Origin of the sequence: Streptomyces sp. NPDC050263, from assembly GCF_040655955.1 — a bacterium.
Taxonomy (GTDB): Bacteria; Actinomycetota; Actinomycetes; order Streptomycetales; family Streptomycetaceae; genus Streptomyces.
This window is the reverse complement of sequence record NZ_JBFAKW010000129.1, coordinates 1-26654: the sequence shown is the minus strand read 5'-3', so window position 1 is coordinate 26654 and position 26654 is coordinate 1. Positions and strand designations below refer to the sequence as shown.

The following is a 26654-nucleotide window of genomic DNA, read 5'->3' as shown; positions in this document are numbered from 1 at the left end:
TAGTAGCTCCGCTACGAGGACTCTCGCCCGGCACACCGAGAGCACGCACCGAACGCCGCTCCTTCTCCCACGGAGATCCATCAGAAGCCCCCTAAGCCTCTCCCTTGGCCGGCCGGGGGATCCCCGCGATGCGATAGGCGTCCGCCTCCTCCAGCGTCTCGTTCTCCAGCAGCGCCTCGGCCAGGGCCTCCAACTGGTCCTGGTGGTCGCGGAGTCTGCGGCACGCCTCCTCGTAGCACTCGTCGACGATCCGGCGCATCTCGTGGTCGATGACGTCGAGGGTGGCCGGCGCGGCGGCGAGGCCGTAGGCCTGCTGGGCGTCGCTCGGGAGGGCGGAGAGCCGGCCGACCCGCGGGCTCATGCCCCAGCGCGCGACCATCCCGCGGGCGATGTTGCTGACCTGTTCGAGGTCGTTCTCCGCACCCGTGGTGACCACCCCGTAGACCACGTGCTCGGCGGCCATCCCGCCGAGCGCGCCGATGATGCGGCCGCGCAGGTACTCCTCGGAGTGCGCGTACCGCTCCACCTCGGGGGTGGACAGCGTCACGCCGAGCGCCCGGCCGCGCGGCACGATGGTGACCTTGCGGACGGGGTCGGCACCGGGCTGGAGCATGCCGAGCAGGGCGTGGCCGCTCTCGTGGTAGGCGGTGCGCCGACGGTCCTCCTCGGGCATCACGAGCGTGCGCTCGGCCCCGAGCTGCACCTTCTCCAGGGCTTCGGAGAGATCGGAGGCGGTCACCTGCTCCTGCCCTCGTTTGACGGCGAGCAGGGCGGCCTCGTTGGCGAGATTGGCCAGATCCGCCCCGGTCATGCCCGGGGTCGTACGGGCCACCTGGACCAGGTCCACGTCGGCGTCGAGCGGGATCTCCCGGGTGTGGATCCGCAGGATCGCCGCGCGTCCGGCCCGGTCCGGCGGGGAGACGTTGACCACCCGGTCGAAGCGGCCGGGCCGGGTCAACGCCGGGTCGAGGATGTCGGCGCGGTTCGTGGCCGCGATGACGATCACGCCCTCCGAGCCGGAGAAGCCGTCCATCTCGGTGAGGATCTGGTTCAGCGTCTGTTCCCGCTCGTCGTGACCGCCGGCCGAGGCGCCCGCGCTGCGGACGCGCCCGATGGTGTCGATCTCGTCGATGAAGATGATCGAGGGCGCCACCTTGCGCGCCTCGGCGAACAGCTCCCGGACCCGGGAGGCGCCGACCCCGACGATCATCTCGATGAACTCGGAGGCCGAGGCCGAGAAGAACGGCACCCCCGCCTCGCCCGCCACCGCCCGCGCCAGCAGGGTCTTGCCGGTGCCCGGCGAGCCGGCCAGCAGCACCCCGCGCGGCATCTTGGCGCCCATCCGGCGGTAGACGTCCGGATGCTCCAGGAAGTCGACGACGTCGTCCAGCTCGCCCTTGACCTCGTCGATGCCGGCCACGTCGGCGAAGGTGGTGCGCTGGGTGCCGGGCAGCAGTTCGACCGGCTTGGGCGGCGCCTTGCGGCCGAGCATGCCGCCCGCGCCGCCCATGCCCCCGCCGAACCGTCGCGCGAAGAAGATCCACACCGCGACCAGGATCACGATCGGCACCAGCGACAGCAGCAGGTTGGACAGCAGGCCGCGTTGCTGCACCACCGGCCGCGCGGTCACGGTGACGTCGTGGCGGTCCAGGCTCTGCCAGAGCTCGTCGTCCGCGAAGGCCGGCCGCTGGGTCTTGAACTTGGTGTACTCGCCGTCGCCGTCGGGGTCGTCCCGGGCCTGCTTGAGCTGGCCCTGGATGGCGTCGCCCTTGGAGTAGATCTTCTCGACGTTGCCCTCGTCGACCTGCCGGCTGAACTCCGTGTACGAGATCGTCGGCTCATCGCCCTGGCCGAGGTAGTTCAGCCCCACGTAGACCAGCAGGAAGACGGTCACCGCGGTGACCGCGAGGCCCCACCAGCGGCCGCGTGGCCGCCGGCCGCCGGGTCGCCGCGGCGGCGGCTCCTCGGGGGTGCCCTCGGTGCGCCAAGGCTGGTCGGGCGCCCTGCGGGACGGCGCGGCATTGCCCATATCTGGACGTTACGGCACCAAGCGGTCCTCGGCATGCGCTGAGGGCGCCCTCCCGTGCGGGGAGAGCGCCCTCGGTGTCTGGTGCGGCGGGACCGTCAGCCCATGAACTTCTTGAACTCGTCCGGCAGCTCGAAGTCCTGTGCGCCCTGCTGCGGCAGCCCGAGCGGGTTGCCGCCCAGGGCCTGGGCCTCGCGGCGCTGGGCCGCCTCCAGCTCCTGCTGCTTGCGCTTCATCGGGTTGCCGGAGCGCTGCTTGCCCTTGGCCTGCTTGGGCTGCTTCTTGGTGCGGCCGGGGCCGCCGCCCATGCCCGGGATCCCCGGCATACCGGGCATGCCGCCGCCCTGGGCCATCCGGGACATCATCTTGCGCGCCTCGAAGAACCGCTCGACCAGGCCCTTCACCGCGCTGACCTCGACACCGGAACCCTTGGCGATACGGGCGCGGCGCGAGCCGTTGATGATCGTCGGGTCCTGGCGCTCGCCCGGGGTCATCGACTTGATGATCGCGGCCGTGCGGTCGACGTCCCGCTCGTCCAGGTTGGCGATCTGGTCCTTGATCTGGCCCATGCCGGGCAGCATGCCGAGCAGCTTGCTGATGCTGCCCATCTTCCTGACCTGCTCCATCTGGGCCAGGAAGTCGTCCAGGGTGAAGTCCTGGCCCTTCTTGGACGCCAGCTTGGAGGCCATTTTCTCGGCCTCTTCCTGACTGAACGTCTTCTCCGCCTGCTCGATCAGGGTGAGCAGGTCACCCATGTCGAGGATGCGGGAGGCCATCCGGTCGGGGTGGAAGGCGTCGAAGTCGTCGAGCTTCTCGCCGTTCGAGGCGAACATGATCGGCTTGCCGGTCACGGAGGCGATCGACAGGGCGGCGCCACCGCGGGCGTCACCGTCGAGCTTCGACAGGACGACACCGTCGAAGCCGACGCCGTCCCGGAAGGCCTCGGCCGTGTTGACGGCGTCCTGGCCGATCATCGCGTCGACGACGAAGAGGATCTCGTCCGGCGAGACGGCGTCGCGGATGTCCGCGGCCTGCTGCATCAGCTCGGCGTCGATGCCGAGGCGGCCGGCGGTGTCCACGATCACGATGTCGTGGACCTTGGTCCTGGCGAACTCGATGGAGTCCTTGGCGACCTTGACCGGGTCGCCGACGCCGTTGCCGGGCTCCGGCGCGTACACGGCCACGCCGGCCCGCTCGGCGACGACGCTGAGCTGGTTGACGGCGTTGGGGCGCTGGAGGTCGGCGGCGACGAGGAGGGGCGAGTGGCCCTGCCCCTTCAGCCAGTGGCCGAGCTTGCCCGCGAGGGTGGTCTTACCCGCGCCCTGGAGACCCGCGAGCATGATCACGGTCGGCGGCTGCTTGGCGAAGCGCAGGCGCCGGGTCTCGCCGCCGAGGATCGTGACGAGTTCCTCGTTGACGATCTTCAGGACCTGCTGGGCGGGGTTCAGCGCCTTGGAGACGTCCGAGCCGAGGGCGCGTTCCTTGACGTTCTTGATGAACGTGCGGACGACCGGCAGGGCCACGTCGGCTTCGAGGAGGGCGATGCGGATCTCGCGCGCCGTGGCGTCGATGTCCGCTTCGCTCAAGCGCCCCTTGCCGCGCAAGTTTTTGAAGGTCGCTGAAAGGCGATCGGAAAGAGTATCGAACACGGCGGCGTCGGTCCTCGGGGTCGGGGGCGGTCTGAGCGTCTTCCAGGGTATCCGGCCGCGCAAGACATTCGTCCCCGCCTGCTGTATTCAGCGGGCGGGGACGGGTCTGGCGCGGCGCGAGGTCACGCGCGCAAGGTCTCCTCCAGCTTGCGGGTGACCGAGGCGGCCTCGTCGCCGGGCAGGGGCGCGCCGTCCGCTCCGGTGACGTAGAACGCGTCCACCGCGTTGGAGCCCAGCGTCGAGACGTGCATGCTGCGCACCCGCAGTCCCTCGTCCTCCAGCGCCGAGCCGATGCGGAACAGCAGTCCCGGCGCGTCCTGGGCGCGTACCTCGATGACGGTGGCGTGCCGGGAGGCCGCGGAGGCGACCGTGACGCGCGGCGGCGGCGCGACCCAGCCCCGACGGCGGGGGTAGGCGGCGTCCCGTTCCGCGAGCCGGCCGGCGATGTCCAGCGAGCCGTCCAGGGCGCGTACCAGGTCGGCGCGCAGCCGGGCGGCCTGCGGCAGCGAGCCGTACTCGGCGGCGACCCGCCAGTTCAGCAGCAGGACGGAGCCCTCGACGCCGGTGGGCAGGTCCTGGGCGCGCAGCTCGGCGGTGCGCACGGTCAGCCGGTGCATGGCGAGGACGCCGGCCACCGCGGACAGCACGCCCTTCTGGTCGGGCACGGCGATGAGCAGTTCCACGCCGAGCGGCTCGGGGTCGCCGGACGGCTGCTGCTCCCCCGCGGGGTCGGCCGGCGCCTCGGTCTGCGCGCGCAGCGCCAGTACGGGGCTGCCGGTGGCGACCGCCTCGATGGCGAGGCGTTCCTGCTCGGCGGTGGGCGCGGCGGCGGCGGGTTCCTCGGGTTCGTTCCCGGCGAGCACCGCGCCGACCCGCTTGACCAGGTCCGCCACGAGCGAACCCCGCCAGGTGGACCAGGCGGCGGGCCCGGTGGCCAGGGCGTCCGCCTCGGTGAGCGCGTGCAGCAGTTCCAGGGTGCTCTGTGAGCCGACGGCCTCGGCGACCGAGCGGACCGTGGCCGGGTCCTCCAGGTCGCGCCGGGTGGCCGTCTCGACGAGCAGCAGGTGGTGCCGGACGAGCGTGGAGAGGACGGCGACGTCCGTCCGGTCGAAGCCGATGCGGGCGGCGACGTCCTTGGCGATGATCTCGCCCGCGACCGAGTGGTCGCCGGGCCAGCCCTTGCCGATGTCGTGCAGCAGCGCGGAGACCAGGAGCAGGTCGGGGCGGCTGACCCGGCGGGTGAACTCGCAGGCGCGCACGGCGGTCTCGATGAGGTGCCGGTCGACGGTCCAGATGTGCACGGCGTTGCGCTGCGGCCGGCAGCGCACCCGCTCCCAGTCGGGCAGCAGCTGGGTGATGAGCCCTTCGGCCTCCAGCGCCTCCCAGACCTCGATGGTGGGCTGGCCGGAGCCGAGCAGGGTCACGAGCTGCTCGCGTGCCTCGGCGGGCCAGGGCGTGGGCAGGGGGCGCACGGTGGCGGCGAGGCGGCGTACGGCGTGCAGGGAGAGCGGCAGGCCGGCCTGGGCGGCGGCGGCCGCGGCGCGCAGCGGGAGCACGGGGTCGCGTTCGGGGCGGGCGGCGCGGGCGAGCACCACCTCGCCGTCCTGCTCCACGACGCCTTCGGCCAGCGGGGAGCGCTCGGTGACGGGCTTGCCGCCGCCGAGCATGGCGCGCAGCCGCGGTCGCACGGCGCGCGAGCGCAGCACGCGCCCCACTTCACGCCAGGTGACATCGCTCGCGTACGAGATGACGCGCGCCGCCTCGTACACCTGCCGCAGCAGGGTGTCGGCGTCGAGCAGGCCCAGTTCGGCGGCGACCTGGTCCTGCTCCTGGAGGGCGAGGCGGTCGGTGGCGCGACCGGTGGCCAGGTGCAGGGCGTCGCGGACGTCGAGGAGGCGGCGGCGGGCGTCGTCGAGGCCCTCACGGGGCGCGTCGGCGAGCCAGGAGGCGGCGACGGCACGCAGGGCGGTGGCGTCTCTCAGCCCGCCCCGCGCCTCCTTGAGGTCGGGCTCCAGCAGGTACTGGAGCTCGCCCTGGCGCTCGGCGCGCTCGGCGCACAGTTCCTGGAGTTCGGGGAGGCGCTTGGGCGCCTGGTTGCGCCAGTCGGCGAGGACGGACGTCCGCAGTCCCGCCGTCAGCCCGAGGTCGCCGGCGAGGTGGCGGGCGTCCAGCAGGCCGAGCTGGACCTTCAGGTCCTCGCCGGCGGTCTTGCGGGCCTCGGCCGGGGTGCGGACGGAGTGGTCGAGGGCGAGGCCCAGGTCCCAGACGGGGTACCAGAGGCGGTCGGCGAGGCCGGCGATCGCCTTGGGGTCGTTGCCGTCGTGCAGCAGGAGGAGGTCGAGGTCGCTGCGCGGGGAGAGCTCGGCGCGGCCGTAGCCGCCGACGGCGACCAGGGAGACCCCGCGGAGATCCTCGGCGGCGGCGGTGAAGAGCCCCGTCAGCCAGTCGTCGGTCAGTTGTGCGAGGGCCGCACGGCGCGGCGGCCCGGACCGCGCCTCCTCGGTGAGGAGGCGCAGCCGGGCCGCCGCGTAGCCGCTGGGTCCCGAGTCCTCTGCATCCTTGCGCATGTCCGTACTCGTCACCCAGCGACTCCTGTTCTGTTCTGCCGTCAGAGCGCGTCCGGGCCGCGCTCGCCGGTGCGGACCCGTACGGCCGTCTCGACCGGGAGGGACCAGACCTTGCCGTCACCGATCTTGCCGGTGCGGGCCGCCTTGACGATGACGTCGATCAGTTGCTCGGCGTCGTCGTCCTCGGCCAGCACCTCGATGCGGATCTTGGGGACCAGGTCGACCGTGTACTCGGCTCCACGGTAGACCTCGGTGTGTCCCCGCTGACGACCGTAGCCGCTGGCCTCGGTGACCGTCAGACCGTGCACGCCGAAGGCCTGCAGGGCTTCCTTGATCTCGTCGAGCCGGTGGGGCTTCACGACGGCGGTGATGAGCTTCATGCGTCCACCTTCTTGCTCGCGCCCGCGACCGCGGTCGGAAGGGCGGTCGTGCGGGCGGCGCCGCCACCGGCACCGCTGAAGTCGTATGCGGTCTCGGCGTGCTCGGCCTGGTCGATACCGGCCACCTCGTCGTCCTCGGAGACCCGCATGCCGATGGTCTTGTCGAGGATGAAGGCGAGGATCGCGGAGACCACCAGCGAGTAGGCGAGCACCGCGAAGACACCGGCGCACTGCTTCCACAGCTGGTCGAAGGAGTGGTTGCCGTAGAAGACGCCGGTCGCCGTGGACTGGCCCTTGCCGCTGGCGAAGAAGCCGATCAGCAGGGAGCCGACGACACCGCCGACGAGGTGGACGCCGACGACGTCGAGCGAGTCGTCGTAGCCGAACTTGTACTTCAGGCCGACGGCCATGGCGCACAGCAGACCGGCGATGGCGCCGACGGCGATCGCGCCGAGCGGGGTGACCGCACCACCGGACGGGGTGATCGCGACCAGACCGGCGACCGCGCCGGAGGCGGCGCCCAGCGTGGTGAACGCGCCGTGGCGGATCTTCTCGTAGACGAGCCAGGCCAGCATGGCGGCGGCGGTGGCGACCTGCGTGTTGACGAACATCAGCGCGCCGACGCCGTCGTCGTTGCCGAGCCACGAGCCGGCGTTGAAGCCGAACCAGCCGAACCACAGCAGACCGGCGCCGAGCATGACCAGCGGGAGGCTGTGCGGGCGCATCGGGTCCTTCTTGAACCCGACGCGCTTGCCGATGACCAGGATCACGCCGAGGGCCGCGGCACCGGCGTTGATGTGGACCGCCGTACCGCCGGCGAAGTCGATGACGCCCAGCTCGAAGGCCCAGCCGCCGGCGCCCCAGACCCAGTGCGCGACCGGGAAGTAGACGACCGTGGCCCACAGGGCGACGAACAGCGCCCAGGCGGAGAACTTGACGCGGTCCGCGAGCGCACCGCTTATCAGGGCGGGCGTGATGATCGCGAACATCATCTGGAAGACCATGAACACGAAGATCGGGATGGTGTAACCGTCCCACAGCTCCGTCAGTCCGATGTTGCTCAGGCCGACCCAGTCGGAGTTCCAGCCGATGACGCTGCCGGAGTCCGTGCCGAAGGCCATCGAGAAGCCGTACAGCACCCACAGGATGGTGACGATCCCGATGCTGATGAAACTCATCATCAGCATGTTCAGCGTGCTCTTGACGCGGACCATGCCTCCGTAGAAGAAGGCGAGGCCCGGGGTCATGATCAGCACCAGGGCGGAACAGATGAGCATGAAGCCTGTGTTCGCGGACGACAGCGTGGGTGCGTCCGCCGCAAGCGTGATGGCGGCCTGTGCCATCGGCGTCTCCTCGTCGTAGGTACGGCCCCGTGCGGGCGAAGCCAGAGCGGGTGGTGAGGGGTGGGCCGGTTATGCGCCATGAGATTGACGCAGCGCCGTTTCGGTGGAAGCCCCTCGTTGTTTCGCCGCCGTGACGAAGACGCCTCGTGTGTTACGCCTCGATGAACTGCCTGATGTTCGCCGAGTGGATCGTTATCGTGGCGCAACCTTCACTGAAGGAAGTGGAACCGGCCACGGTCGGCCTTCCGATGACCTGGCATGGGGGAGCCGAGTCGGGCTGTTCGGGAGGGCCGGCCGCGGCCGGGGTTCAAGGGTTTTTCTCGGTGCTCCGGATCGATCAGACCGCTTCGGCCGTCTCCGGAAGTTCGATGGTGAGCCGCTCGGTCAGGTCCACGACTTCGGTGAGATCCCCGAAATCGCGTACAGCGCTGTCGACCGTCTTTCGGATACGAGTGTTGACGCGCTCGGAGCGCACCTTCTTGGCCTCCTTCATGGCCTGGGTGGCGAGGAGGGCGCTGTGCTCGGGCTCCTGTTGCAGCAGATGGACCGTGGCCATGCCGATCAGGTTCAGCACGTAGGACCGCTGGTGGTCGGAGTCGCCCGCGAACAGTTCCACGGCCTTGCGCATCAGGGGCTCGGCGAGCGAGGCGTAGGTGGGGCTGCGGCCCGCGACATAGGCGAGGTCGCGGAAGGAGTGGCTGTTCTCGCCGTACAGCTCGGCCTCGGAGAAGAACTGGATCCAGTCCGGGTCCGGCTCGTCCCACTCGTCCGCCTCGGCGAAGGTGTCCTCGGCCATCCGGACCGCCCGCTTGCACCGCCCGGGCTGCCCCATGTTGGCGTAGGCGCGGGCCTCCATCGCATACAGCATGGACTGGGTGCGCGGGCCGGCGCAGTCCCGGCTGCCGTACTGCGCGAGGTGGATCAGCTCCAGGGCGTCCTCGGGCCGGCCGAGGTGGATCATCTGCCGGCTCATGCTGGACAGCACGTACGAGCCGAGCGGCCGGTCGCCGGCCTCCTTGGCCGCGTGCAGGGCGAGGACGAAGTACTTCTGCGCGGTCGGCTGGAGCCCGACGTCATAGCTCATCCAGCCGGCGAGCTCCGCGAGCTCGGCGGCGACCTTGAAGAGCTTCCTCGCGGTGGCCTCGGGCTGGGGCTCCTGGAGCAGGTCCGTCACCTCGTGCAGCTGGCCGACGACCGCCTTGCGGCGCAGCCCGCCGCCGCACTGCGCGTCCCACTGCCGGAACATCACGGTGGTGGACTCCAGCAGGTCCAGCTCGGGCCGGGAGAGCCGGCCGCGGGCCCGGCTGGTCGGCACGGAATCCGGTTCCTCGAGCGGGGCGGGCGGCGAGGGGACCAGCCAGCGCTGCATGGGCTCGATGAGGGAGGGTCCGGCGCACAGGACCAGCGAGGTCCCGAGGAAGCCGCGCCGGGCCAGCATCAGGTCGCTGCGCGAGAACTCGCTGAGCTGGGCCACCGTCTGCGGGGCCGTCCACGGCAGGTCGACGCCGGTCGAGGAGGGGACCTGACGCGCCGCGCGCAGGCCGAGGTCCTCGACGGAGACGACGCAGCCGAACCGCTCGGAGAACAGCTCGGACAGGATCCTGGGGATGGGCTCGCGGGGGTTCTCGCCGTCCAGCCAGCGGCGCACGCGCGAGGTGTCGGTGGAGATGTGGTTGGCACCCAACTGGCGTGCGCGCCGGTTGACTTGACGTGCCAGTTCGCCCTTCGACCAGCCGCTGCGCACGAACCACGACGTGAGCAGCTCGTTCGGGCGCTTGTCCGCGCTCGCAGCGTTGTTTCCGCTTCCGCCGTTGCCGCTCACTGGAACGCCCCCACTCCCTGAGACCACTTGTCACTGAGTGCGCCAAGCCTTATCAGAATGCCGGTAAATACGGCTCTCCGTCCGGTACTTGTCACCCTTCGAACGGAAAGCCGAGTTGCCTCCGGCATACCCACAAGCGCATGTGCCTCCAGGACCCGCACACTCAAAGTAATCCTACGATCACGGCTCCAGCCACGGCGATCCTTGAAACGCCACCATTCGCCACCCCTTCGAATGAACTCCCGATGGCCTGTACGCGATTCACTTGACACAGGACGGCCGGGAGTGAGCGGAGCGAAGCACTCAGGGGCGCGCGCAGCCGAGCACACCACCGGCGGCGCTTCCGGGCGCTGTCTGGATCGAGCGGCAACCGGGAAGCGAAAGCACACAGAGTCACTGTGCGCGACCACTGCGTAACCATCGGCGCGTCGGACCCGTTGGAGGGGGCATGGGCTTCACGATCGGCGGCATTCGCGAGATCCGCTCCGGCGCGCGCAGGCGCGGTCGCTCGTCCGAGTGCACCGCGGTCGCCGAGTTCACGGGGCTGTGGGGCTGGGACGCGGTGCCGGGCGCGCGGGCCGCGGCGGGCGTCTGCTCGTGCGGCCGCCCCGGGTGCCGCGAACCGGGCGCGCATCCGCTGGAGTTCGCCCCGCGGGTCCCGGCCGGAGCCACCCTCGACGACGTCAGCCGGACCTGGTCGGAGTTCCCGGGCTCCGCGGTGATGCTGCCCGTCGGCCGCGCGTTCGACGTGATCGACGTCGCCGAGCCCGCCGGCTGTCGCGCCCTGGTACGCCTCGAACGCATGGGGCTGCCGCTCGGCCCGGTCATCGCCACCCCCGAGGGCCGCACCCAGTTCTTCGTCGCCCCCGGCGCCGCCGCCGAGCTGACGGACCTCCTCTACCGCATGGGCTGGGACGACCCGGCCTCCCTCGACCTGCGCGGCCTCGGCCCGGGTACGCACATCACGGCCCCGCCCTCCGACCGGGGCGGCCTCGGCCCGGTGCGCTGGCTGCGTCCACCCGCCCTGGACTCGGCGACCCGGCCCCCGGAGGCCCGACTGCTGCTGGGGACGCTGGCGTATCTGGCGCACCGGTCGCGCGCGTAGGCCCTGCCGGTTTCCTCCGCCCGCACACGGCGAAGCGCCCGCTCCCACTGCACAGGGGGCGGGCGCTTCTCGCTGCCTTGCCGATGTCGGCAGGCGGTCGGTCAGTCGCCGACAAGGGCATCCACGAACGCCTCCGGCTCGAACGGCGCCAGGTCGTCCGCGCCCTCGCCGAGTCCGACGAGCTTGACCGGGACGCCCAGCTCTCGCTGGACCGCGATCACGATGCCGCCCTTGGCCGTGCCGTCCAGCTTGGTCAGCACGATGCCGGTGATCTGGACGACCTCGGCGAAGACCCGGGCCTGGACGAGCCCGTTCTGCCCGGTGGTGGCGTCGAGGACGAGCAGCACCTCGTCCAGCGGCGCGTGCTTCTCGACGACCCGCTTGACCTTTCCGAGCTCGTCCATGAGCCCGGTCTTGGTGTGCAGACGGCCGGCGGTGTCGATGAGGACGACGTCGACCCCCATCTCCTTGCCCTCCTTCACCGCGTCGAACGCGACGGAGGCGGGGTCGCCGGCCTCGGGACCGCGCACGGTGTGGGCGCCGACCCGCTCGCCCCAGGTCTGGAGCTGGTCGGCGGCGGCGGCCCGGAAGGTGTCGGCGGCGCCGAGGACGACGGTCCGGCCGTCGGCCACGAGCACGCGCGCGAGCTTGCCGGTGGTGGTGGTCTTGCCGGTGCCGTTGACGCCGACGACCATCACGATGCCCGGCTTGCGCTCCTCGGGCTCGGTCTTCACGGTGCGGTCGACGTCGGTGCCGATCAGCTTGAGCAGTTCCTCGCGCAGCAGGCCGCGCAGCTCCTCGGGGGTGCGGGTGCCGAGCACCCGCACGCGTTCGCGCAGCCGCTCGACCAGCTCCTGGGTGGGCTGCACGCCGACGTCGGCGGTGAGCAGCGTGTCCTCGATCTCCTCCCAGGTGTCGTCGTCGAGGTGCTCGCGCGAGAGCAGCGTGAGCAGCCCCTTGCCGAGGGCGTTCTGCGAGCGGGAGAGGCGGGCGCGCAGGCGGACCAGCCGCCCCTCGGTGGGCTCCGGGATCTCGAGCTCGGGAACCTCGACGGCGGGCGGCTCCTCGACGGCGACACCGGTCGGTCCGCCGTCGGGAAGATCCACCTCCTCTATCGTGCGGCGCGGTTCGTCGCGCGGCGTCTCGGCCTCGTCGCCGATGTGCGGCTCGGCGGGAGGCGCGGTGATGTCGGGCGCGGTGGGGGGCGGCGGGGGCAGCGACTTCCGTCGGCTGCCGACGACGAGCCCGCCGATCACACCGAGCACGACCACGGCGATGACTACAGCAAGGATGACGATTTCCATAACCGCTCCAGTATGCGCGACCCCTGCGTGCCCGGGCCGGGGGCCACACGGGTGTGCCCTACCCCTGGTTACCTGACGAGCCGTCAGCTACCGTCCTCCCGCATCGGCACCCGTCCACCCACCCGGCGAAGGGGGCTTCCCCATGCCCGTCACCGTCGTCCGTTTCAATCTCGTCGCCCCCGGCGCGACCCCCGCCGAGCTCGGCGACCGCTACCGGGCCGCCCTGGAGATGGCCGTCTACGCAGACGAACACGGGGTCACGACCGTGCAGACCGAGGAGCACCACGGCGTCGAGAACAACTGGCTGCCGTCGCCGTTCGCCTTCGCGGGCGCGGTGCTGGGCGCGACCCGGCGGCTGGCGGTCACGGTCTCGGCGATCATCGGCCCGCTGCACGACCCGCTGCGGCTGGCCGAGGACATCGCGGTGCTCGACCTGCTGAGCGGCGGCCGGCTGGTCACGGTCGCGGGGATCGGCTACCGGCCCGAGGAGTACGAGCGGGCCGGCGTGGAGTGGAAGCGGCGTGGGCGCCTCCAGGACGAGCTTCTGGACACCCTGCTCAAGGCCTGGACCGGCGAGGAGTTCGAGTTCCGGGGCCGTACGGTACGGGTCACCCCGCGCCCGGCGACCGAGCCGCACCCGCTGCTGCTGGTGGGCGGCTCCTCCAGGGCCGCCGCCCGCCGGGCCGCCCGGCTCGGCCTGCCCTTCTTCCCCAGCGCGCATCTGCCGGAGCTGGAGGCGTACTACAAGGAGCGGCTCGTGGAGTACGGGACGGACGGCTGGACGATGATGCCGACCGCCGAGACCCCGCTGCTGCACATCGCCGAGGATCCGGACCGGGCGTGGGCCGAGTGCGGCGAGCACTTCCTGCACGAGGCCCGCACCTACGCCTCCTGGCAGTCCGGCGACATCCGCTCGGCGGTGCGGTCGGCGGCGACGAGCACGCGGGAACTCCGCGACGAGGGCGTGTACCGGATCCTCACGCCGGACGAGTGCGTGGCGCAGGGGCTCGACAACCTCGTCCTGCATCCGCTCGCGGGCGGGATGCCGGTGGCGGAGGGATGGCGGAGTCTGCGGCTGTTCTGCGAAGACGTGCTGCCCCGGCTCGGGGCGTGAGCCGGGGCGGTAGGCGTCGCGGGGTCAGCCCATCTCCTCCAGCGCCTTGCCCTTCGTCTCCTTGACGTACTTCAGGACGAACGGGATGGAGAGCGCGGCGAAGACCGTGTAGATCACGTAGGTCGCGGAGAGGTTCCAGTCGGCCAGCGACGGGAAGCTCGCGGTGATGGCCCAGTTGGCGATCCACTGCGCGGAGGCGGCGACGCCGAGGGCGGCGGCGCGGATCCGGTTGGGGAACATCTCGCCGAGGAAGACCCAGACGACCACGCCCCAGGACAGGGCGAAGAAGAGGACGAAGACATGGGCGGCGATCAGGGCGATCCAGCCCTGGGTGGCCGGCAGCCTGCCGTCGACCAGGTCGAAGGAGAACGCCCAGGCCTCCAGCGCGAGTCCGACGACCATGCCGACGGAGCCGATGAGGGCGAGCGGCCTGCGGCCGATGCGGTCCACGAAGATCATCGCGATCACGGTGCCGACGATGTTGATGATCGACGTCGTGAAGGAGTAGAAGAACGAGTCCGTCGGGTCGACGCCGACCGACTGCCACAGCGTCGAGGAGTAGTAGAACGCGACGTTGATGCCGACGAACTGCTGGAAGACCGACAGGCCGATGCCGATCCAGACGATGGGCTTGAAGAAGAAGCCGCCGCCGAGCAGATCCTTGAAGGTGGACCGGTGCTCGCTGCTCATCGCGTGCTCGATCTCGGCGACGCGGACGTCCAGGTCGATCTTGTCGCCCTCGACCTCTTCGAGGATCTCGCGGGCGCGGTCGTGCTTGCCGACGGAGATCAGGAAGCGGGGGGACTCGGGGATGGCGAAGGAGAGCAGCCCGTAGAGGACGGCCGGGACCACCATCACGCCGAGCATGACCTGCCAGGCCTCCAGGCCCATGAGCTCGCCGCGCTGGGCGCCGCCGGCCGCGTTGAGCAGACCCCAGTTGACCAGCTGCGAGATCGCGATGCCGATGACGATCGCGGCCTGCTGGAAGGAGCCGAGTCGGCCGCGGTAGGCGGGCGGGGCGACCTCGGCGATGTAGGCGGGGCCGATGACGGAGGCCATGCCGATGGCGAAGCCGCCGACGACCCGCCAGAGGGCGAAGTCCCACAGCGCGAAGGGCAGTGCCGAGCCGACGGCGCTGACCGTGAACAGGACGGCGGCTATCTGCATGACCCGGATGCGGCCGATGCGGTCGGCGATGCGGCCGGCGGTCGCGGCGCCGATGGCGCAGCCGATCAGGGCGATGGCGATGACCTGGGCGAGGGCCGCCGAGCCGACGTCGTAGCGGTCCCGGATGGCCTCGACGGCGCCGTTGATCACGGAGCTGTCGTAGCCGAAGAGGAATCCGCCCATCGCGGCCGCCGCCGCGATGAAGATGACGTGCCCGAGATGATCGGGGTGAGCCGGGCCGGCTCCTGACTTCTGCGCCTGCTCTGCGCTGGTCACGTTCAGCTCCTCGGACCGCCGCCAGATACGTGGTACCTGAAGGTAAATAAGACGCTGCAGAGACTATGCCTTCAAGTCTTGAAGTCAAGAATCCGGGAAGTGTGAGAAAAGAGGCACGAAGAGCGCAGCTCGCCCACGAATATGTACAAGCTTTGAAGTGTTGAGGAAGGTCAGCGCAGACGCTGGCTGATGACCTTCGAGACGCCGTCGCCCTGCATGGAGACGCCGTACAGTGCGTCGGCGACCTCCATCGTGCGCTTCTGGTGCGTGATCACGATCAGCTGCGAGGACTCCTGCAGCTCCTGCATGATGCGGATCAGCCGTTGCAGGTTGGTGTCGTCGAGGGCCGCCTCGACCTCGTCCATGACATAGAACGGGCTGGTCCGGGCCTTGAAGATCGACACCAGCATGGCCACGGCGGTCAGCGACCGCTCGCCGCCGGAGAGCAGGCTGAGCCGCTTGACCTTCTTGCCGGGCGGCCGTGCCTCGACGTCGACGCCCGTGGTGAGCATGTTGTCGGGGTCGGTCAGGATCAGCCGCCCCTCCCCGCCCGGGAAGAGTCGGCTGAACACGCCTTCGAACTGGCGGGCGGTGTCCCGGAACGCCTCGGTGAAGACCTGCTCGACCCGCTCGTCGACCTCCTTCACCACTTGAAGAAGATCGGCGCGGGTCTTCTTGAGGTCCTCCAGCTGTTCACTGAGGAACTTGTGCCGCTCCTCCAGCGCCGAGAACTCCTCCAGTGCCAGCGGGTTCACCTTGCCGAGCTGCTGATAGGAGCGCTCGGCCGACTTCAGCCGCTTCTCCTGCTCGCCCCGCACGAACCGGCGCGGCTGGTTGCGCGGGTCCTCGGGATCCTCCGGCAGCACCTCGCCCTCGGCGGGCGGCGAGGGCGGCACGAGCTGGTGCGGCCCGTACTCGGAGACGAGCCCCTCGGGCTCCACCCCCAGCTCTTCCAGGGCCTTGGTCTCCAGCTGCTCGATCCGCATCCGCTTCTCGGCGCCGAGCACCTCGCCGCGGTGGACCGAGTCCGTCAGCTTGTCGAGTTCGGCCTTGAGGTCGCGCCCGGCGGTGCGGGCCGCGGCCAGCTCCTGCTCCCGCCGCGACTTGGCGGCGTCGGCGGCGACCCGCTCCGCCTCGGCCCGCCCGACGGACACCTCGACGTGCGCGAGGAGTTGCCGCGCACCGGCGGCCACGGCCTCGGCGACGGCGGCCTCGTGCCGCAGCCGCGCCCGCCGCTGGTCGGCACGCGCGCGTGCCTCACGTTCCGCCCGCGCGGCCCGGTCCAGCGAGTCGGCCCGCCCGGCCAGAGCCTTGACCCGCTCCTCATGGGTGCGGCACTGGAGCCGCGCCTCCATCTCGGTCTGCCGGGCGTTGGCCCCGTCGGCGGCGAGCCGGTCCCGCACGGCGGTGTCGGGTTCCTCCTCGACCGGCATCTCCTCGGCGACGGCCAGCCGTTCCGCGAGTTCCTCGGCCTCTTCGACGGCCCGGTCCAGCGCGTCCTGGGCGCGCGCCGCGGCCGCCGTGGACCGCTCGGCCTCGCCGGCGGCGCCCCTCGCCTGCCCCGACAGCCGCCCGAGCTGCTGGGCCACCGCCGACCTCTCCCGGTCGGCGGCCCGCCGCCGCTCCCCCACCTCCTCGACGAGCGCGGCACACTCCTTGCGCCGTGCCCCGGCCAGGGCCTGCGCCTCCGTCAGCTCCGCGCACCGCACGGCCAGCTCGTCGAGCTCGGCGGCGGCCTCGTCGACGGACGCCTGCACCTCCAGCAGACTGGGCGCCCCGGCGGACCCGCCGTGTGCGAAGTGCGCCCCCAACAGGTCGCCCTCCGCGGTGACGGCGGTGAGATCGGGACGGGCGTATACCAGTTCCTCGGCGTCCTCCAGGGTGCCGACGACGACGATCCCGCGCAGGAGCCGACGCACGGCGGGCATCAGGTCCACGGGACCTCGGACGAGGTCGGCGGCGAGGGGCGGCCCGTCGGTGCGCGGCTCCCGCGCCGCCTCGTCCTCCGGACCACCGCTGAGCAGCAGCGCGGCCCGGCCCGCGTCCTGCTTGCGCAGCAGGCGAATCGCTTCGGCGGCAGCGGCCGGAGTGGTCGCGGCCAGGGCGTCCGCCGCGGCTCCGAAGGCCGCCGCGAGCGGGGTCTCGTAGCCCGGCGTCACCGTCAGCAGTTCGGCCGCCGGCCCGAGCAGGCCGCTCAGCCGGTCACGGGCGCCGAGCAGCACGCCGGTGCCGTCCTTGCGGCGCAGGCCCAGGGCCAGCGCCTCGCGGCGGGCCTGGGTCGCGGCGCGGCTGCGGTCGGCAGCGGTGACCTCCTCGCGGGCGGAGGCGAGCGCGGCCTCCGCCTCCGCGAGCTGCCGTTTGGCCGCCTCGTGCTGCTCGCCCAGCCGCTGATCGCCGGCGTCCAGGCCGTCGACCTCCGCCTTCAGCGCCTCGTACTCCTCCTGGGCGGTGACGGCCCGCTCCCGGGCCTCGTCGCGGGCGGCGGCCAGCCGGTCGATCTCTGCCTGGGCGGAGGCGGCGCGCGAACGGGCCGCGTTGACCTGGCCGTTCAGCCGGGCCAGCCCCTCGCGACGGTCGGCGATGGCCCGGGCGACGTCCTTCAGCCGCCGTTCCTCGACGGCGAGCTCGCGCTCCAGGTCGGCGCGGTGGGAGACGGTGTCGTCCAGGGCGTGCTGGGCCGCTTCGAGGGCGGCTGCCAGCTCGGCCTCCTGCTCACGGACGCGGGCGGCCTCGCGCTCCATGTCCTCGGGGTCGCGGCCGCGCCGCTCCTCGGGGGGCGCGGAGGTGGCGCTCTTCACGCGCGCGTCGGCGAGCGAGATGGTGCCGCGGACGCGTTCGGCGAGCTGGGACAGCTCGTACCAGGTCTGCTGGGCCCGCTGGAGACGCGGTGTCAGCTGCCGGACCTCGTCCTCCAGGAGGGCCTCCCGCTGGAGCGCCTTGCGCAGTTCCCGCTCGGCGGCCTCCTTGCGCTCCTTGAGCGCGGCCTCGTCGGCGACCTCGCTCTGGAGCGCCTCCCGGAGCCGTACGAGATCGTCGGCGAGCAGGCGCAGCCGGGCGTCGCGCAGATCGGCCTGGATGACGGCGGCCCGGCGGGCGACGGCGGCCTGGCGGCCGAGGGGCTTGAGCTGCCGCCGCAGTTCGTCGGTCAGGTCCTGCACGCGCGCGAGGTTGGCCTGCATCGCGTCCAGCTTCCGCAGCGCCTTCTCCTTGCGCTTGCGGTGCTTGAGGACGCCGGCGGCCTCCTCGATGAAGGCGCGCCGGCCCATGGGGTCGGCGTGCAGGACGGAGTCGAGCTGGCCCTGGCCGACGATGACGTGCATCTCCCGGCCGATGCCGGAGTCGGACAGCAGGTCCTGGATGTCGAGGAGGCGGCAGGTGTCGCCGTTGATCTGGTACTCGCTGCCGCCGTTGCGGAACATGATCCGCGTGATGGTGACCTCGGCGTAGTCGATGGGCAGCGCCCCGTCGGAGTTGTCGATGGTCAGGGACACCTCGGCGCGGCCCAGCGGGGGGCGCCCGGTGGTGCCGGCGAAGATGACGTCCTCCATCTTGCCGCCGCGCAGCGACTTGGCGCCCTGCTCGCCCATGACCCAGCTGAGCGCGTCGACGACATTGGACTTGCCCGAGCCGTTCGGTCCGACGACGCAGGTGATGCCCGGTTCGAACCGGAGCGTGGTCGCGGAGGCGAACGACTTGAACCCTCGGAGGGTCAGGGCCTTGAGGTGCACGCCGCTGGACTCTACCTTTCGGGGGTGTCCCACTCCATGAACCCGCGGTTTCACCCATGAACGCGCAGGGCACACCAAACGTTAAGAGACTGAAAGGGTGCGCGGGGGAGGCAACGCAGGGGGAGACGGGGAAATCGGGGAATCCGAGGGGCGGACAAGAGCAGGAAAGAAAGCAGAGAGAGACGGAAAGAAAGAAGGGACGCCGAAGCGTCCCTTGCAAACTCTGACTACTTAGCGGTCCGACGCGGGTTCAATGAGCCGCCCGACCACTGCGTATGCCGTTGTACAGCGGTGCAGCGATCAGGTGAGCGCAGGCTCCGCCTGGCGTGCGTCGATGCTCTCGAGAAGCGATTCGTGAGAAGCGGCAGCCGTCAGCGCGTCGTTCTCGGCCTGGATCCGTCCGAGCTCGGATTCCAGATCCTGTACACGCTGCTGGAGCCGTCGCATCTCGGCGAGGAGTCGCGGGTCAGAGCCGCCGACGTAACCGAGAAGCGCCTTTGCCATGATGGATGGTCCTCCACACTGAGTGACCGACCGAAGCGGTGTGGGTCGTGAGGGATTCGCACCCGCGGTGCCTGGCAGGATCTTGTTCGTGTTGCCGTTCATCCATGCCAAACAGCTAAGGTGCGCGGGGTGCTTTCAGCGTCTCACCAAAAAGTTTGACGGTCAACACGATCACGCCCCGTATTGGCGGGCATCCCGGTGGCGCGCGGCCGAAACGGCGGCGCTGCGGCTCCTGCGGGGCTCTCGAGGCGTGACGATCATCCTGACGTGCGGAGCCTCCCACTGCAAGGGATTCTTGGCAACCACCTGGCCCTTTCTGCTCGGGGCACATGCTGGTGGCATGCCCTCCGCTTCTCCGGGGCCGCCGCGCGGTCGGTCCTCAGCGGATCGCGAAGCCGTCGTAGCCGCCGCGCGGTGTGTCCCATATCTCGGTGACACCGTCCACCCGCCCGGGCGTGTCGTTACCCAGGAGCCAGCCGAGCAGCCCCTCACAGCCCTCGCGGGCCCCCTCGGCGACCACCTGGACCCGGCCGTCGGCCAAATTGAGAGCAAAACCACTCAGGCCGCCGATCTCCAACGCCTTCGCCCGCGTGAACCAGCGGAATCCCACGCCCTGGACGTGTCCGCGCACCCAGGCGACCAGCCGTACATCCTCGCTCATGGGTGCAACCTAACCGGGCAAAGTCACTCGGAGCACTTCCGCCCCCAGCGCCATGCGGTACCGTCCCCACCCAACGATTCTCATATGAAACTCACTCGATCGGGTGAGTCGGGTTGACCAGAGGGAGCAGGAGGCGCGCGCCGCCCCAGCACCTTGGCCGACCGTGAGAACACCGCTTGGACCAGGAAGGCAAGGACATGGGACGCCACCGACGCTCCGCCGCCGGCCGCGCCGCCACGAGCCGCGCCACGGGGGTCACACAGACGCACGGCTCGCACGCGGACAGTCACACCCCGCAGGACCGGTACGGGAGCGACAGCCCCACGATGGGCATCGCGCCGTATCTGAACCCGGAGGCGTACGCCGACTCCGTCGCCAGAAGCCAGGACTACCTGTTCGCCACGGACGACGAGCGCGCCCGCGCCGACACCGTGGTGTTCGCCGCCGACGGTTTCCCGCCCGGGGGCGGCGAACTGCGGACGCGCTCCGGCGGCGGCGCGAACCGCCGCCGGAAGAAGAGGGTCGCCACCCCGGTCAAGACCGGCCTGCTCGGTGTTTCCGCGGCGGTCGCGATCGGCACCGTCGCGGTGGCCACGGGTGTCGTGCCCGGCCTCGACAGCTACCGGCTCGGCGGCGGCAGCGGCTCGGGCGACAAGGTGCAGGCCGCCGGTTCGCCGACCAACTCGGCCACCGAGCAGGGCGGCACGTCCGGCTCCGCCCAGACCGGCCGCGGCGGTTCCTCGACCAGCCGGGACGCCGACCGGTCCACCTCGCCGTCCGTCTCGCCCTCCGCATCCGCGACCACCTCGTCGCCGTCGGCGTCGGCATCGGCTTCGCCGACCGAGACGGCCACCGAGAAGCCCGAGTCCACGCCTTCGAAGCAGCCTCAGACCACTCCGTCCAAGTCGAAGACGGCCACCAGGGCGCCGGCGAAGCCCGAGTCCCCGGTGACGGTCTCGGCCGAGGCGCAGGCCGCGGCCGAGGTGCTCAAGCTCGTCAACCAGGAGCGGTCCAAGGTCGGCTGCAGTGCCGTCTCCGCGAACAGCGCGCTGTCGCAGCTCGCCGAGAAGTTCAGCGACGACATGGCCGCCCGGGGCTTCTTCGACCACACCGACCCGGACGGCGCGAGCCCGTGGGACCGGGCGGCCAAGGCCGGCATATCCGACCTCGGGGGCGAGAACATAGCCCGCGGCCAGGCCGACGCGGCGGCGGTCATGGAGGCCTGGATGAACAGCCCCGGTCACAAGGCGAACATCCTGAACTGCGACTTCAAGACGCTGGGCGTCGGTGTCCACCTTGGGTCCGGCGGCCCCTGGTGGACGCAGGACTTCGGGTACTGAGCGCGCGGAACGGAATCCGCAGAAACGATCAAGCAAGCGCTACCTACAGTTAGCGCAAGCTACTGGTTAGCGCTACCCTCGGGTACGCTCGGCTTATGGACATCATCCAGGAGCGCGCGGAGGACCAGGACCTCCCGTTCAACGTGTTCGCCAAGGCCTGCCCGTCGCGCGGCACGCTGGAGCACGTCACGGGCCGCTGGGGCGGTCTCACGCTCGGGGCGCTGTACGAGGGCTCGCTGCGCTTCAACGAGCTGCGCCGCCGGGTCGACGGTGTGAGCGAGAAGATGCTGTCCCAGACCCTGCACGCGCTGGAGCGCGACGGACTGGTGCACCGCGAGGCCCAGCCCACCAACCCGCCCCGCGTGGACTACGAGCTGACCCCGCTCGGGCACGAGGTGGCCGAACGCCTGCTGAGCCTCATCCACTGCGTGGAAGGCCGCATGGGCGATGTCCTGGCCGCGCGCGAACGCTACGACGGGACGCGCGGCGCTTTCTGACACTTCGGGCAGAAGTAGCTGGACCGGTTCATCCACGGGCGTCGGCGCATCGGTGTGGCACACCGCTTGCAGGGCAGTCCCTCCCGCCCATAGGCGTCCAGGGAACGGTCGAAGTAGCCCGACTCGCCGTTGACGTTGACGTACAGGCTGTCGAAGCTGGTGCCGCCGACGGCGAGCGCCGCGTTCATCACGTCCCGGGCATGGCCCAGGAGTTCGAGCGTGCGCGGGCGCGTGAGGTTCGCGGTGGGACGTTCGTAGTGCAGCCGGGCGCGCCACAGCGCCTCGTCCGCGTAGATGTTGCCGACGCCGCTGATCAGCGACTGGTCGAGCAGGGCCCGTTTGACGGTGGTCCGCTTGCGGCGCAGCGCCTGATGGAACGCCTCGTCGTCGAAGAGCGGGTCGAGGGGGTCGCGGGCGATGTGCGCGATCACGTCCGGGAGGCCGTCGGGGGTGGTGTCGTGCAGCGACAGGCCGCCGAAGGTGCGCTGGTCGACGAAGCGGAGTTCGGTGTCCACTTCGTCCGCGAACCGCACGCGGACGCGCAGGTGCTTCTCGTCGGGGGCCTCGTGGGGCTGGACCAGGAGCTGGCCGCTCATGCCGAGATGGGCCAGGATCGCCTGGTCGGTGTCCTCCAGCGGCAGCCACAGATACTTGCCACGGCGGCTCGGGGCGCCGATGCGATGACCCTTGAGGCGGTGCGCGAAGTCGTCGGCGCCGGCCAGGTGGCGGCGTACGGCACGCGGGTGCAGCACCTCGGCCTCGGCGACCGCGCGATGGGCGACCCATCGCTCCAGACCCCGCCGGACGACCTCGACCTCGGGCAACTCGGGCATGGGCTCCCCTGTACGGAGCGCCCGCCTCCCAGTGGAGGCGGGCGCTCGTCTCGTACTGCTGTTCTACGGCTGTGCCGCTTTCACTGCTTTGTCAGGCGGAGGCGGACTCGGGGTCCGGGCTGCCGTCGGCGGCCGGAGCGACCTGGGCCGCCTTCGCCGCCTTGGCTCGCTCGTCCGCGTCGGCCCGGATGGACCGCCAAGCGGACTCGGCGGCCTGTTGCTCCGCCTCCTTCTTGCTGCGGCCGGTGCCGGTGCCGTACGAGACGCCTCCGACGCGGGCGGCAGCAGTGAAGGTCTTCTCGTGGTCGGGGCCGGTCTCCGTGACCAGGTACTCGGGGACGCCGAGCCCTTCGGTCGCGGTGAGCTCCTGGAGACTGGTCTTCCAGTCCAGGCCGGCACCGAGGTTCGAGGACTTCTCGATGAGCGGGTCGAACAGGCGGTGCACCAGTTCGGAGGCCGCGTCGAGGCCCTGATCGAGATAGACCGCGCCGATCACCGCTTCAAGGGTGTCGGCGAGGATGGACGCCTTGTCCCGGCCGCCCGTGCCCTCTTCACCCCGGCCGAGCCGGATGAAGGAGCCCAGGTCGAGACCACGACCGACCTCCGCCAGCGCACGTGAGTTGACCACCGCGGCCCGCAGCTTGGCCAGTTGGCCTTCGGGCAGATCGGGGTGGGTGCGGTACAGCGTGTCCGTGACGACGAGGCCGAGCACGGAGTCCCCGAGGAACTCCAGCCGCTCGTTCGTCGGCAGACCGCCGTTCTCGTACGCGTAGGAACGGTGGGTCAGTGCACGCACCAGAAGGGCGGACTCGAGCCGATAGCCGAGCCGCCCTTCCAGAAGCGTGTGGGACGAGGCCGTGTTGTCCGCCTGTTTCTTGGCGGTCGTGTCCGCCTTGGCGTCAGACATGAAGCCTCTCACCAGCCGCTCAGACCTCGAGGACCTGGCGCTTGTTGTAGGTGCCGCAAGACGGGCACGCGATGTGCTGCAGCTTGGGCTCGTGGCAGCGCTCGCACGCAACCAGGGTGGGGACCGCAGCCTTCCACTGCGACCGGCGGTGGCGCGTGTTGCTGCGCGACATCTTCCGCTTCGGAACAGCCACGGCTACTTCTCCTGCTTCTCGTCGGCGTGCGCTGATGGAAGCGCGCCGCCGCTCATCTCGTCCTTCTCGCCGTCTCCGAGTGAACCGGCGAGTCCTTGCAGTGCCGCCCAACGAATGTCGGTGGCGTCGTGGTGGTGGTCCGGGTCGTCCGTCAGCCGCGCCCCGCACTCGGAGCACAGGCCCAGACAGTCGTCCTGGCACACCGGCTGCATGGGCAGTGCGAGCACCACCGCATCGCGCAGCACGGGTTCGAGGTCGAACAGGCCGTCCTCGATGAAGAGCATGTCCTCGTCTTCCTCGGCGTCGTCGGCCGGCTCCGCCTTGGGGCGGCCCCGGTCGTCGGCGTCAGGGTACGAGAACATCTCCTGGAAGTCCGCTTCGAGCTCGAGCTCGAGCGGCTCCAGACACCTTACGCACTCCCCCTCGGCCTGCGCACGGACGGTGCCTGTGACGAGCACCCCTTCCATGACCGACTCGAGTCGGAGCTCGAGCTCCACCGGAGAGCCTTCCGGCACTCCGACGACTCCCGGGATCCCGAGATCCTTGGGAGCGTCGATCTCGCGGGTCAGGCGCTGTAGCGCACCAGGCCGCCGCCCCAGCTCGTGCGTGTCGAACACGAGAGGCTTGCGGTGGTCGAGGCGGGCGTTCAGAGCCATTCCTGCTTTCGATCTTCTGAGCTCAGAGGACCGCTGCCCCTCGGTGTTGCGGGCAGCGGTGATCGCGGACGTACACGCGACCGAAGAGCCAGGATACTGGAGCTTTCGCCCACAGCCCAATCCGGGGCCGGGAGCAGGCCGTGTGCGGGGCTGCTACAGCCCGCGCTCCTGCTCATAGGCGCGCAACTGCTCGGCGCTGATCATGCCGGTGTCGAAGAGGCTGGTCTCGTCGAGGGCGTAACCCTGCTGGGACTGCTGGGACTGCTGGGACTGCTGGTGCGCCTGCGGCTGCGGTACGGCCTGGTTCGGGTCGTAGGGGGCCTGCTGGGTGTCGTAGCCCTGGTACGCGTAGGGGTCGGCCTGCTGATAGCCGTACGCGTCCTGCTGGCCGTACGCCTGCTGCTGCCCGTAGCCGCCGCCGTACGGGTCCTGCTGCTGCGGCTGCTGGTAGGCGTAGGCCTCCTGCGGCTGTTCGTACGGCTGCTGGACGGGCGGCTCGGCCGCGTTGTCCCGCTCCGCGAGGGCAGCCAGGTCGGCGAGGTAGTCGGCGTCGGAGGAGTGCTGGAACGTCGAGAGGTCGTCGGAGAGGGCCCCGAGGTCGTCCGAGGCGATGCGGCCGTGCAGCTTCTGGCGGCCGCGGCCGACCGCGTCCAGGGTCTTCGCGAGGACCGCCTCGAAGGCGCCCAGCTTGGTGTCGACGTAGGCGTCGGCGTCGCGGCGCAGGGTCTCCGGGTCATGGCTGCGCTCGGGGGCGTCCTCGTCGCCGTGGCCGTTCTCGTCGAGGCCGGGACCGGTGCCGAGGAGCTTCTCGCGGCCGCGGCCGACGGAGCCGAGCGTCTTGGTGAGGACGACCTCGAAGTTGGCGAGCTTGGAGTCGACGTAGTCGTCGGCGTCCGCGCGGACCTCCTCGGCCTCCTTGCGGGCCTCCGCGAGGATGCGGTCGGCCTCGGCCTGGGAGCGGCGGGCGATCTCGGTGTCGGAGATCAGGGAGCCGCGCTCGGCGTGCGCGGTGGAGATGATCCGCTCGGCCTCCTGGCGGGCCTGCTCGACCATCTGCTCACGGCCGCCGATCAGCTCCTGGGCCTGGGCGAGCGAGTCGGGCAGGGCCGCGCGCACCTCTTCCAGCAGGGCGAGCAGATCCGCGCGGTTGACCACGCACGAGGCCGACATCGGCATCGACCGGGCACTGGAGACCGCCGTGACGATCTCGTCGAGCTTCTTCTGCACGTCCACCGGTTGCTCGCCACTCTCTACAGCTGTGTTGGAGACGGACGGGACGACTGTAGCCCCATCAGTCGCTGCGGAGGCGCTTGTTCAGGGCTTCGAGGACCAGCGGCGGGACCAGGTGGGAGACGTCTCCGCCCCAGGTCGCGACCTCCTTGACGAGCGAGGAGGAGAGGAAGCTGTAGGTGGGGTTGGTGGGCACGAACAGCGTCTCGACGCCCGAGAGGCCGTTGTTCATCTGGGCCATCTGCAGCTCGTAGTCGAAGTCGCTGACCGCGCGCAGGCCCTTCACGATGGCGGGGATGTCGCGCTGCTTGCAGAAGTCGACGAGGAGGCCGTGGAAGGCCTCGACCCGGACGTTGCCGTATTCGGCGGTGACCCGGCGGATCAGCTCGATCCGCTCGTCGATCTCGAACAGGCCCTTCTTGGCCTTGTTGATCATGACCGCGACATAGACCTCGTCATAGAGACGGGAGGCGCGGGAAATGATGTCGAGGTGTCCGTTGGTGATCGGGTCGAACGACCCGGGACAGACGGCACGGCGCACTTGTGGTCCCTCGCTCTCCGGTCCGGTCATCGTGCGTCTTCACACGTAGAGGCGGCGCGACCGTACCAAAACGTTCCCTCGCCGTAGCGACGGGCCCGGAGCGCTTCGAAGCCGTCCGGCCAACCGAACTCTCCGCCTCTGGTGCTGCGCTCCACGGTGACGAGGGCATCGGCCGCGAGCCAGCCCCCCGAGCGGAGTGTGAGCAGGATCTCCCGAAGATCGTCGTCCGTGACGGCGTAGGGAGGGTCGAGGAAGACGAGGTCGTACGGCGCGGTGGGCTCCGTCTGAACGACCTGTTGGGCCTTGCCCGCGCGGACCTCGGCGCCGGGGAGGCCGAGGGTCTTCACGTTCTCCCTGATCGTGCGGGCGGCTCTCGCGTCGGCCTCGACGAGGAGGGTGTGGCTCGCGCCGCGGGAAAGCGCTTCCAGGCCCACTGCCCCCGATCCGGCGTAGAGGTCGAGGACGCGTTCGCCGTCCAGGGGGCCGCCGAGCAGGGACTGCCAGGTGGAGAAGAGTCCCTCTCGGGCGCGGTCGGAAGTGGGGCGGGTTCCGTTGCCCGGGGGGACGGCCAATCGGCGTCCGCCGGCTGCGCCGGCGATCACGCGGGTCATCTTCGATCCTTGGTTGTGGGCGGCTTTGGGTTCAGTGTGGCTGGTCGCGCACGCGCGGCGGTAGCCGCATGTCCAGTACAGCCCCGCGCCCCTGGGTCGCGCAGCTCTAGGCCCGTACTTCGCGGGTCGTTGATTCGTATGGTGTGACCGGTCCGGGGGTGTCCTCGGGCCGGGGTGTGGCGTTGGGTGGGGTGTGTCGA

General features: G+C 70.8%; 22 protein-coding genes. 4 read left to right on the top strand and 18 right to left on the bottom strand.

Features of this window, described 5'->3' with window-relative positions; translation table 11 throughout:
• Positions 1-91 precede the first annotated feature (91 nt).
• From ftsH to AB0J04_RS37500, 6 genes are all read right to left on the bottom strand, one after another.
• Positions 92-2029 carry an ATP-dependent zinc metalloprotease FtsH gene (ftsH, locus tag AB0J04_RS37525; protein WP_363173098.1) on the bottom strand — a complete coding sequence of 646 codons (1938 nt, stop codon included), beginning with the start codon at positions 2027-2029 and terminating at the stop codon, positions 92-94.
• 95 nt (positions 2030-2124) lie between these two features.
• Positions 2125-3675, bottom strand: coding sequence for a signal recognition particle protein (ffh, locus tag AB0J04_RS37520; RefSeq protein WP_363173097.1), 1551 nt, complete (start codon positions 3673-3675; stop codon positions 2125-2127).
• Between the two features lie 122 nt (positions 3676-3797).
• Positions 3798-6257 carry a [protein-PII] uridylyltransferase gene (locus tag AB0J04_RS37515; RefSeq protein WP_363173096.1) on the bottom strand — a complete coding sequence of 820 codons (2460 nt, stop codon included), beginning with the start codon at positions 6255-6257 and terminating at the stop codon, positions 3798-3800.
• 26 nt (positions 6258-6283) lie between these two features.
• Entirely contained in the window at positions 6284-6622 is a 339-nt protein-coding gene (locus AB0J04_RS37510) for a P-II family nitrogen regulator (RefSeq protein WP_003997576.1), read from the bottom strand.
• Entirely contained in the window at positions 6619-7965 is a 1347-nt protein-coding gene (locus AB0J04_RS37505; RefSeq protein WP_363173095.1) for an ammonium transporter, read from the bottom strand. The genes AB0J04_RS37510 and AB0J04_RS37505 overlap by 4 nt, the downstream gene beginning before the upstream one ends.
• Positions 7966-8302: 337 nt before the next feature.
• Positions 8303-9787, bottom strand: coding sequence for a hypothetical protein (locus tag AB0J04_RS37500; protein ID WP_363173094.1), 1485 nt, complete (start codon positions 9785-9787; stop codon positions 8303-8305).
• A 448-nt stretch (positions 9788-10235) separates the two neighbouring features.
• Between AB0J04_RS37500 and AB0J04_RS37495 the strand changes: the two genes are divergently transcribed.
• Positions 10236-10892, top strand: coding sequence for a bifunctional DNA primase/polymerase (locus tag AB0J04_RS37495; RefSeq protein WP_363173093.1), 657 nt, complete (start codon positions 10236-10238; stop codon positions 10890-10892).
• Between the two features lie 101 nt (positions 10893-10993).
• Here AB0J04_RS37495 and ftsY read toward each other — a convergent pair whose 3' ends face one another.
• Entirely contained in the window at positions 10994-12196 is a 1203-nt protein-coding gene (gene ftsY, locus AB0J04_RS37490) for a signal recognition particle-docking protein FtsY (RefSeq protein WP_363173092.1), read from the bottom strand.
• A 142-nt stretch (positions 12197-12338) separates the two neighbouring features.
• Here ftsY and AB0J04_RS37485 point away from each other — a divergent pair, with 142 nt between their 5' ends.
• Positions 12339-13310: an LLM class flavin-dependent oxidoreductase gene (locus tag AB0J04_RS37485; protein WP_363173091.1), complete on the top strand. Its 972-nt coding sequence runs from the start codon at positions 12339-12341 to the stop codon at positions 13308-13310.
• A 24-nt stretch (positions 13311-13334) separates the two neighbouring features.
• Here the strand turns inward: AB0J04_RS37485 and AB0J04_RS37480 are convergent, their stop codons facing one another.
• The 4 genes from AB0J04_RS37480 to AB0J04_RS37465 form a co-directional block, all read right to left on the bottom strand.
• The gene (locus AB0J04_RS37480; RefSeq protein ID WP_363173089.1) at positions 13335-14753 is read right to left on the bottom strand and encodes a sugar porter family MFS transporter; all 1419 of its coding nucleotides are present in this window, start codon (positions 14751-14753) and stop codon (positions 13335-13337) included.
• Between the two features lie 170 nt (positions 14754-14923).
• Entirely contained in the window at positions 14924-18481 is a 3558-nt protein-coding gene (smc, locus tag AB0J04_RS37475; protein WP_363173088.1) for a chromosome segregation protein SMC, read from the bottom strand.
• A gap of 300 nt (positions 18482-18781) precedes the next feature.
• The gene (locus AB0J04_RS37470) at positions 18782-18985 is read right to left on the bottom strand and encodes a hypothetical protein (RefSeq protein WP_020128723.1); all 204 of its coding nucleotides are present in this window, start codon (positions 18983-18985) and stop codon (positions 18782-18784) included.
• 379 nt (positions 18986-19364) lie between these two features.
• The gene (locus tag AB0J04_RS37465) at positions 19365-19646 is read right to left on the bottom strand and encodes an acylphosphatase (protein ID WP_363173087.1); all 282 of its coding nucleotides are present in this window, start codon (positions 19644-19646) and stop codon (positions 19365-19367) included.
• Between the two features lie 197 nt (positions 19647-19843).
• Between AB0J04_RS37465 and AB0J04_RS37460 the strand changes: the two genes are divergently transcribed.
• Both AB0J04_RS37460 and AB0J04_RS37455 read left to right on the top strand, forming a co-directional pair.
• Entirely contained in the window at positions 19844-20986 is a 1143-nt protein-coding gene (locus AB0J04_RS37460; protein WP_363173086.1) for a CAP domain-containing protein, read from the top strand.
• Between the two features lie 95 nt (positions 20987-21081).
• Complete coding sequence (locus AB0J04_RS37455) at positions 21082-21483, top strand: helix-turn-helix domain-containing protein (RefSeq protein ID WP_363173085.1); 402 nt, start codon at positions 21082-21084, stop codon at positions 21481-21483.
• Here AB0J04_RS37455 and mutM read toward each other — a convergent pair.
• From mutM to rsmD, 7 genes are all read right to left on the bottom strand, one after another.
• Complete coding sequence (mutM, locus tag AB0J04_RS37450) at positions 21456-22316, bottom strand: bifunctional DNA-formamidopyrimidine glycosylase/DNA-(apurinic or apyrimidinic site) lyase (RefSeq protein ID WP_363173084.1); 861 nt, start codon at positions 22314-22316, stop codon at positions 21456-21458. The two genes, AB0J04_RS37455 and mutM, sit on opposite strands and share 28 nt — an antisense overlap.
• Before the next feature lie 91 nt (positions 22317-22407).
• Entirely contained in the window at positions 22408-23223 is an 816-nt protein-coding gene (gene rnc, locus AB0J04_RS37445; protein WP_363173083.1) for a ribonuclease III, read from the bottom strand.
• A 19-nt stretch (positions 23224-23242) separates the two neighbouring features.
• Positions 23243-23416, bottom strand: a complete 174-nt coding sequence (gene rpmF, locus AB0J04_RS37440; RefSeq protein WP_007493396.1) for a 50S ribosomal protein L32 — start codon at positions 23414-23416, stop codon at positions 23243-23245.
• Positions 23417-23418: 2 nt separating this feature from the next.
• Complete coding sequence (locus tag AB0J04_RS37435; RefSeq protein ID WP_363173082.1) at positions 23419-24072, bottom strand: YceD family protein; 654 nt, start codon at positions 24070-24072, stop codon at positions 23419-23421.
• 153 nt (positions 24073-24225) lie between these two features.
• Positions 24226-25305, bottom strand: coding sequence for an ATP synthase F0 subunit B (locus tag AB0J04_RS37430; RefSeq protein ID WP_363173081.1), 1080 nt, complete (start codon positions 25303-25305; stop codon positions 24226-24228).
• 58 nt (positions 25306-25363) lie between these two features.
• The gene (gene coaD, locus AB0J04_RS37425; protein WP_363173100.1) at positions 25364-25843 is read right to left on the bottom strand and encodes a pantetheine-phosphate adenylyltransferase; all 480 of its coding nucleotides are present in this window, start codon (positions 25841-25843) and stop codon (positions 25364-25366) included.
• A gap of 26 nt (positions 25844-25869) precedes the next feature.
• Positions 25870-26535 (bottom strand): 16S rRNA (guanine(966)-N(2))-methyltransferase RsmD, encoded by a 666-nt coding sequence (gene rsmD / locus AB0J04_RS37420; protein ID WP_363173099.1) that lies wholly within the window; start codon positions 26533-26535, stop codon positions 25870-25872.
• Positions 26536-26654: the final 119 nt, after the last annotated feature.

What these genes read in the sequence shown, in the direction of transcription:
- AB0J04_RS37435 (WP_363173082.1), bottom strand. Translation starts at nt 24,072, where the DNA reads ATGGCTCTGAACGCCCGCCTCGACCACCGCAAGCCTCTCGTGTTCGAC.
- mutM (WP_363173084.1), bottom strand. Translation starts at nt 22,316, where the DNA reads ATGCCCGAGTTGCCCGAGGTCGAGGTCGTCCGGCGGGGTCTGGAGCGA.
- AB0J04_RS37495 (WP_363173093.1), top strand. Translation starts at nt 10,236, where the DNA reads ATGGGCTTCACGATCGGCGGCATTCGCGAGATCCGCTCCGGCGCGCGC.
- AB0J04_RS37510 (WP_003997576.1), bottom strand. Translation starts at nt 6,622, where the DNA reads ATGAAGCTCATCACCGCCGTCGTGAAGCCCCACCGGCTCGACGAGATC.
- ftsH (WP_363173098.1), bottom strand. Translation starts at nt 2,029, where the DNA reads ATGGGCAATGCCGCGCCGTCCCGCAGGGCGCCCGACCAGCCTTGGCGC.
- AB0J04_RS37460 (WP_363173086.1), top strand. Translation starts at nt 19,844, where the DNA reads ATGGGACGCCACCGACGCTCCGCCGCCGGCCGCGCCGCCACGAGCCGC.
- ftsY (WP_363173092.1), bottom strand. Translation starts at nt 12,196, where the DNA reads ATGGAAATCGTCATCCTTGCTGTAGTCATCGCCGTGGTCGTGCTCGGT.
- rnc (WP_363173083.1), bottom strand. Translation starts at nt 23,223, where the DNA reads ATGTCTGACGCCAAGGCGGACACGACCGCCAAGAAACAGGCGGACAAC.
- AB0J04_RS37470 (WP_020128723.1), bottom strand. Translation starts at nt 18,985, where the DNA reads ATGGCAAAGGCGCTTCTCGGTTACGTCGGCGGCTCTGACCCGCGACTC.
- AB0J04_RS37455 (WP_363173085.1), top strand. Translation starts at nt 21,082, where the DNA reads ATGGACATCATCCAGGAGCGCGCGGAGGACCAGGACCTCCCGTTCAAC.
- AB0J04_RS37505 (WP_363173095.1), bottom strand. Translation starts at nt 7,965, where the DNA reads ATGGCACAGGCCGCCATCACGCTTGCGGCGGACGCACCCACGCTGTCG.
- AB0J04_RS37485 (WP_363173091.1), top strand. Translation starts at nt 12,339, where the DNA reads ATGCCCGTCACCGTCGTCCGTTTCAATCTCGTCGCCCCCGGCGCGACC.
- AB0J04_RS37465 (WP_363173087.1), bottom strand. Translation starts at nt 19,646, where the DNA reads ATGAGCGAGGATGTACGGCTGGTCGCCTGGGTGCGCGGACACGTCCAG.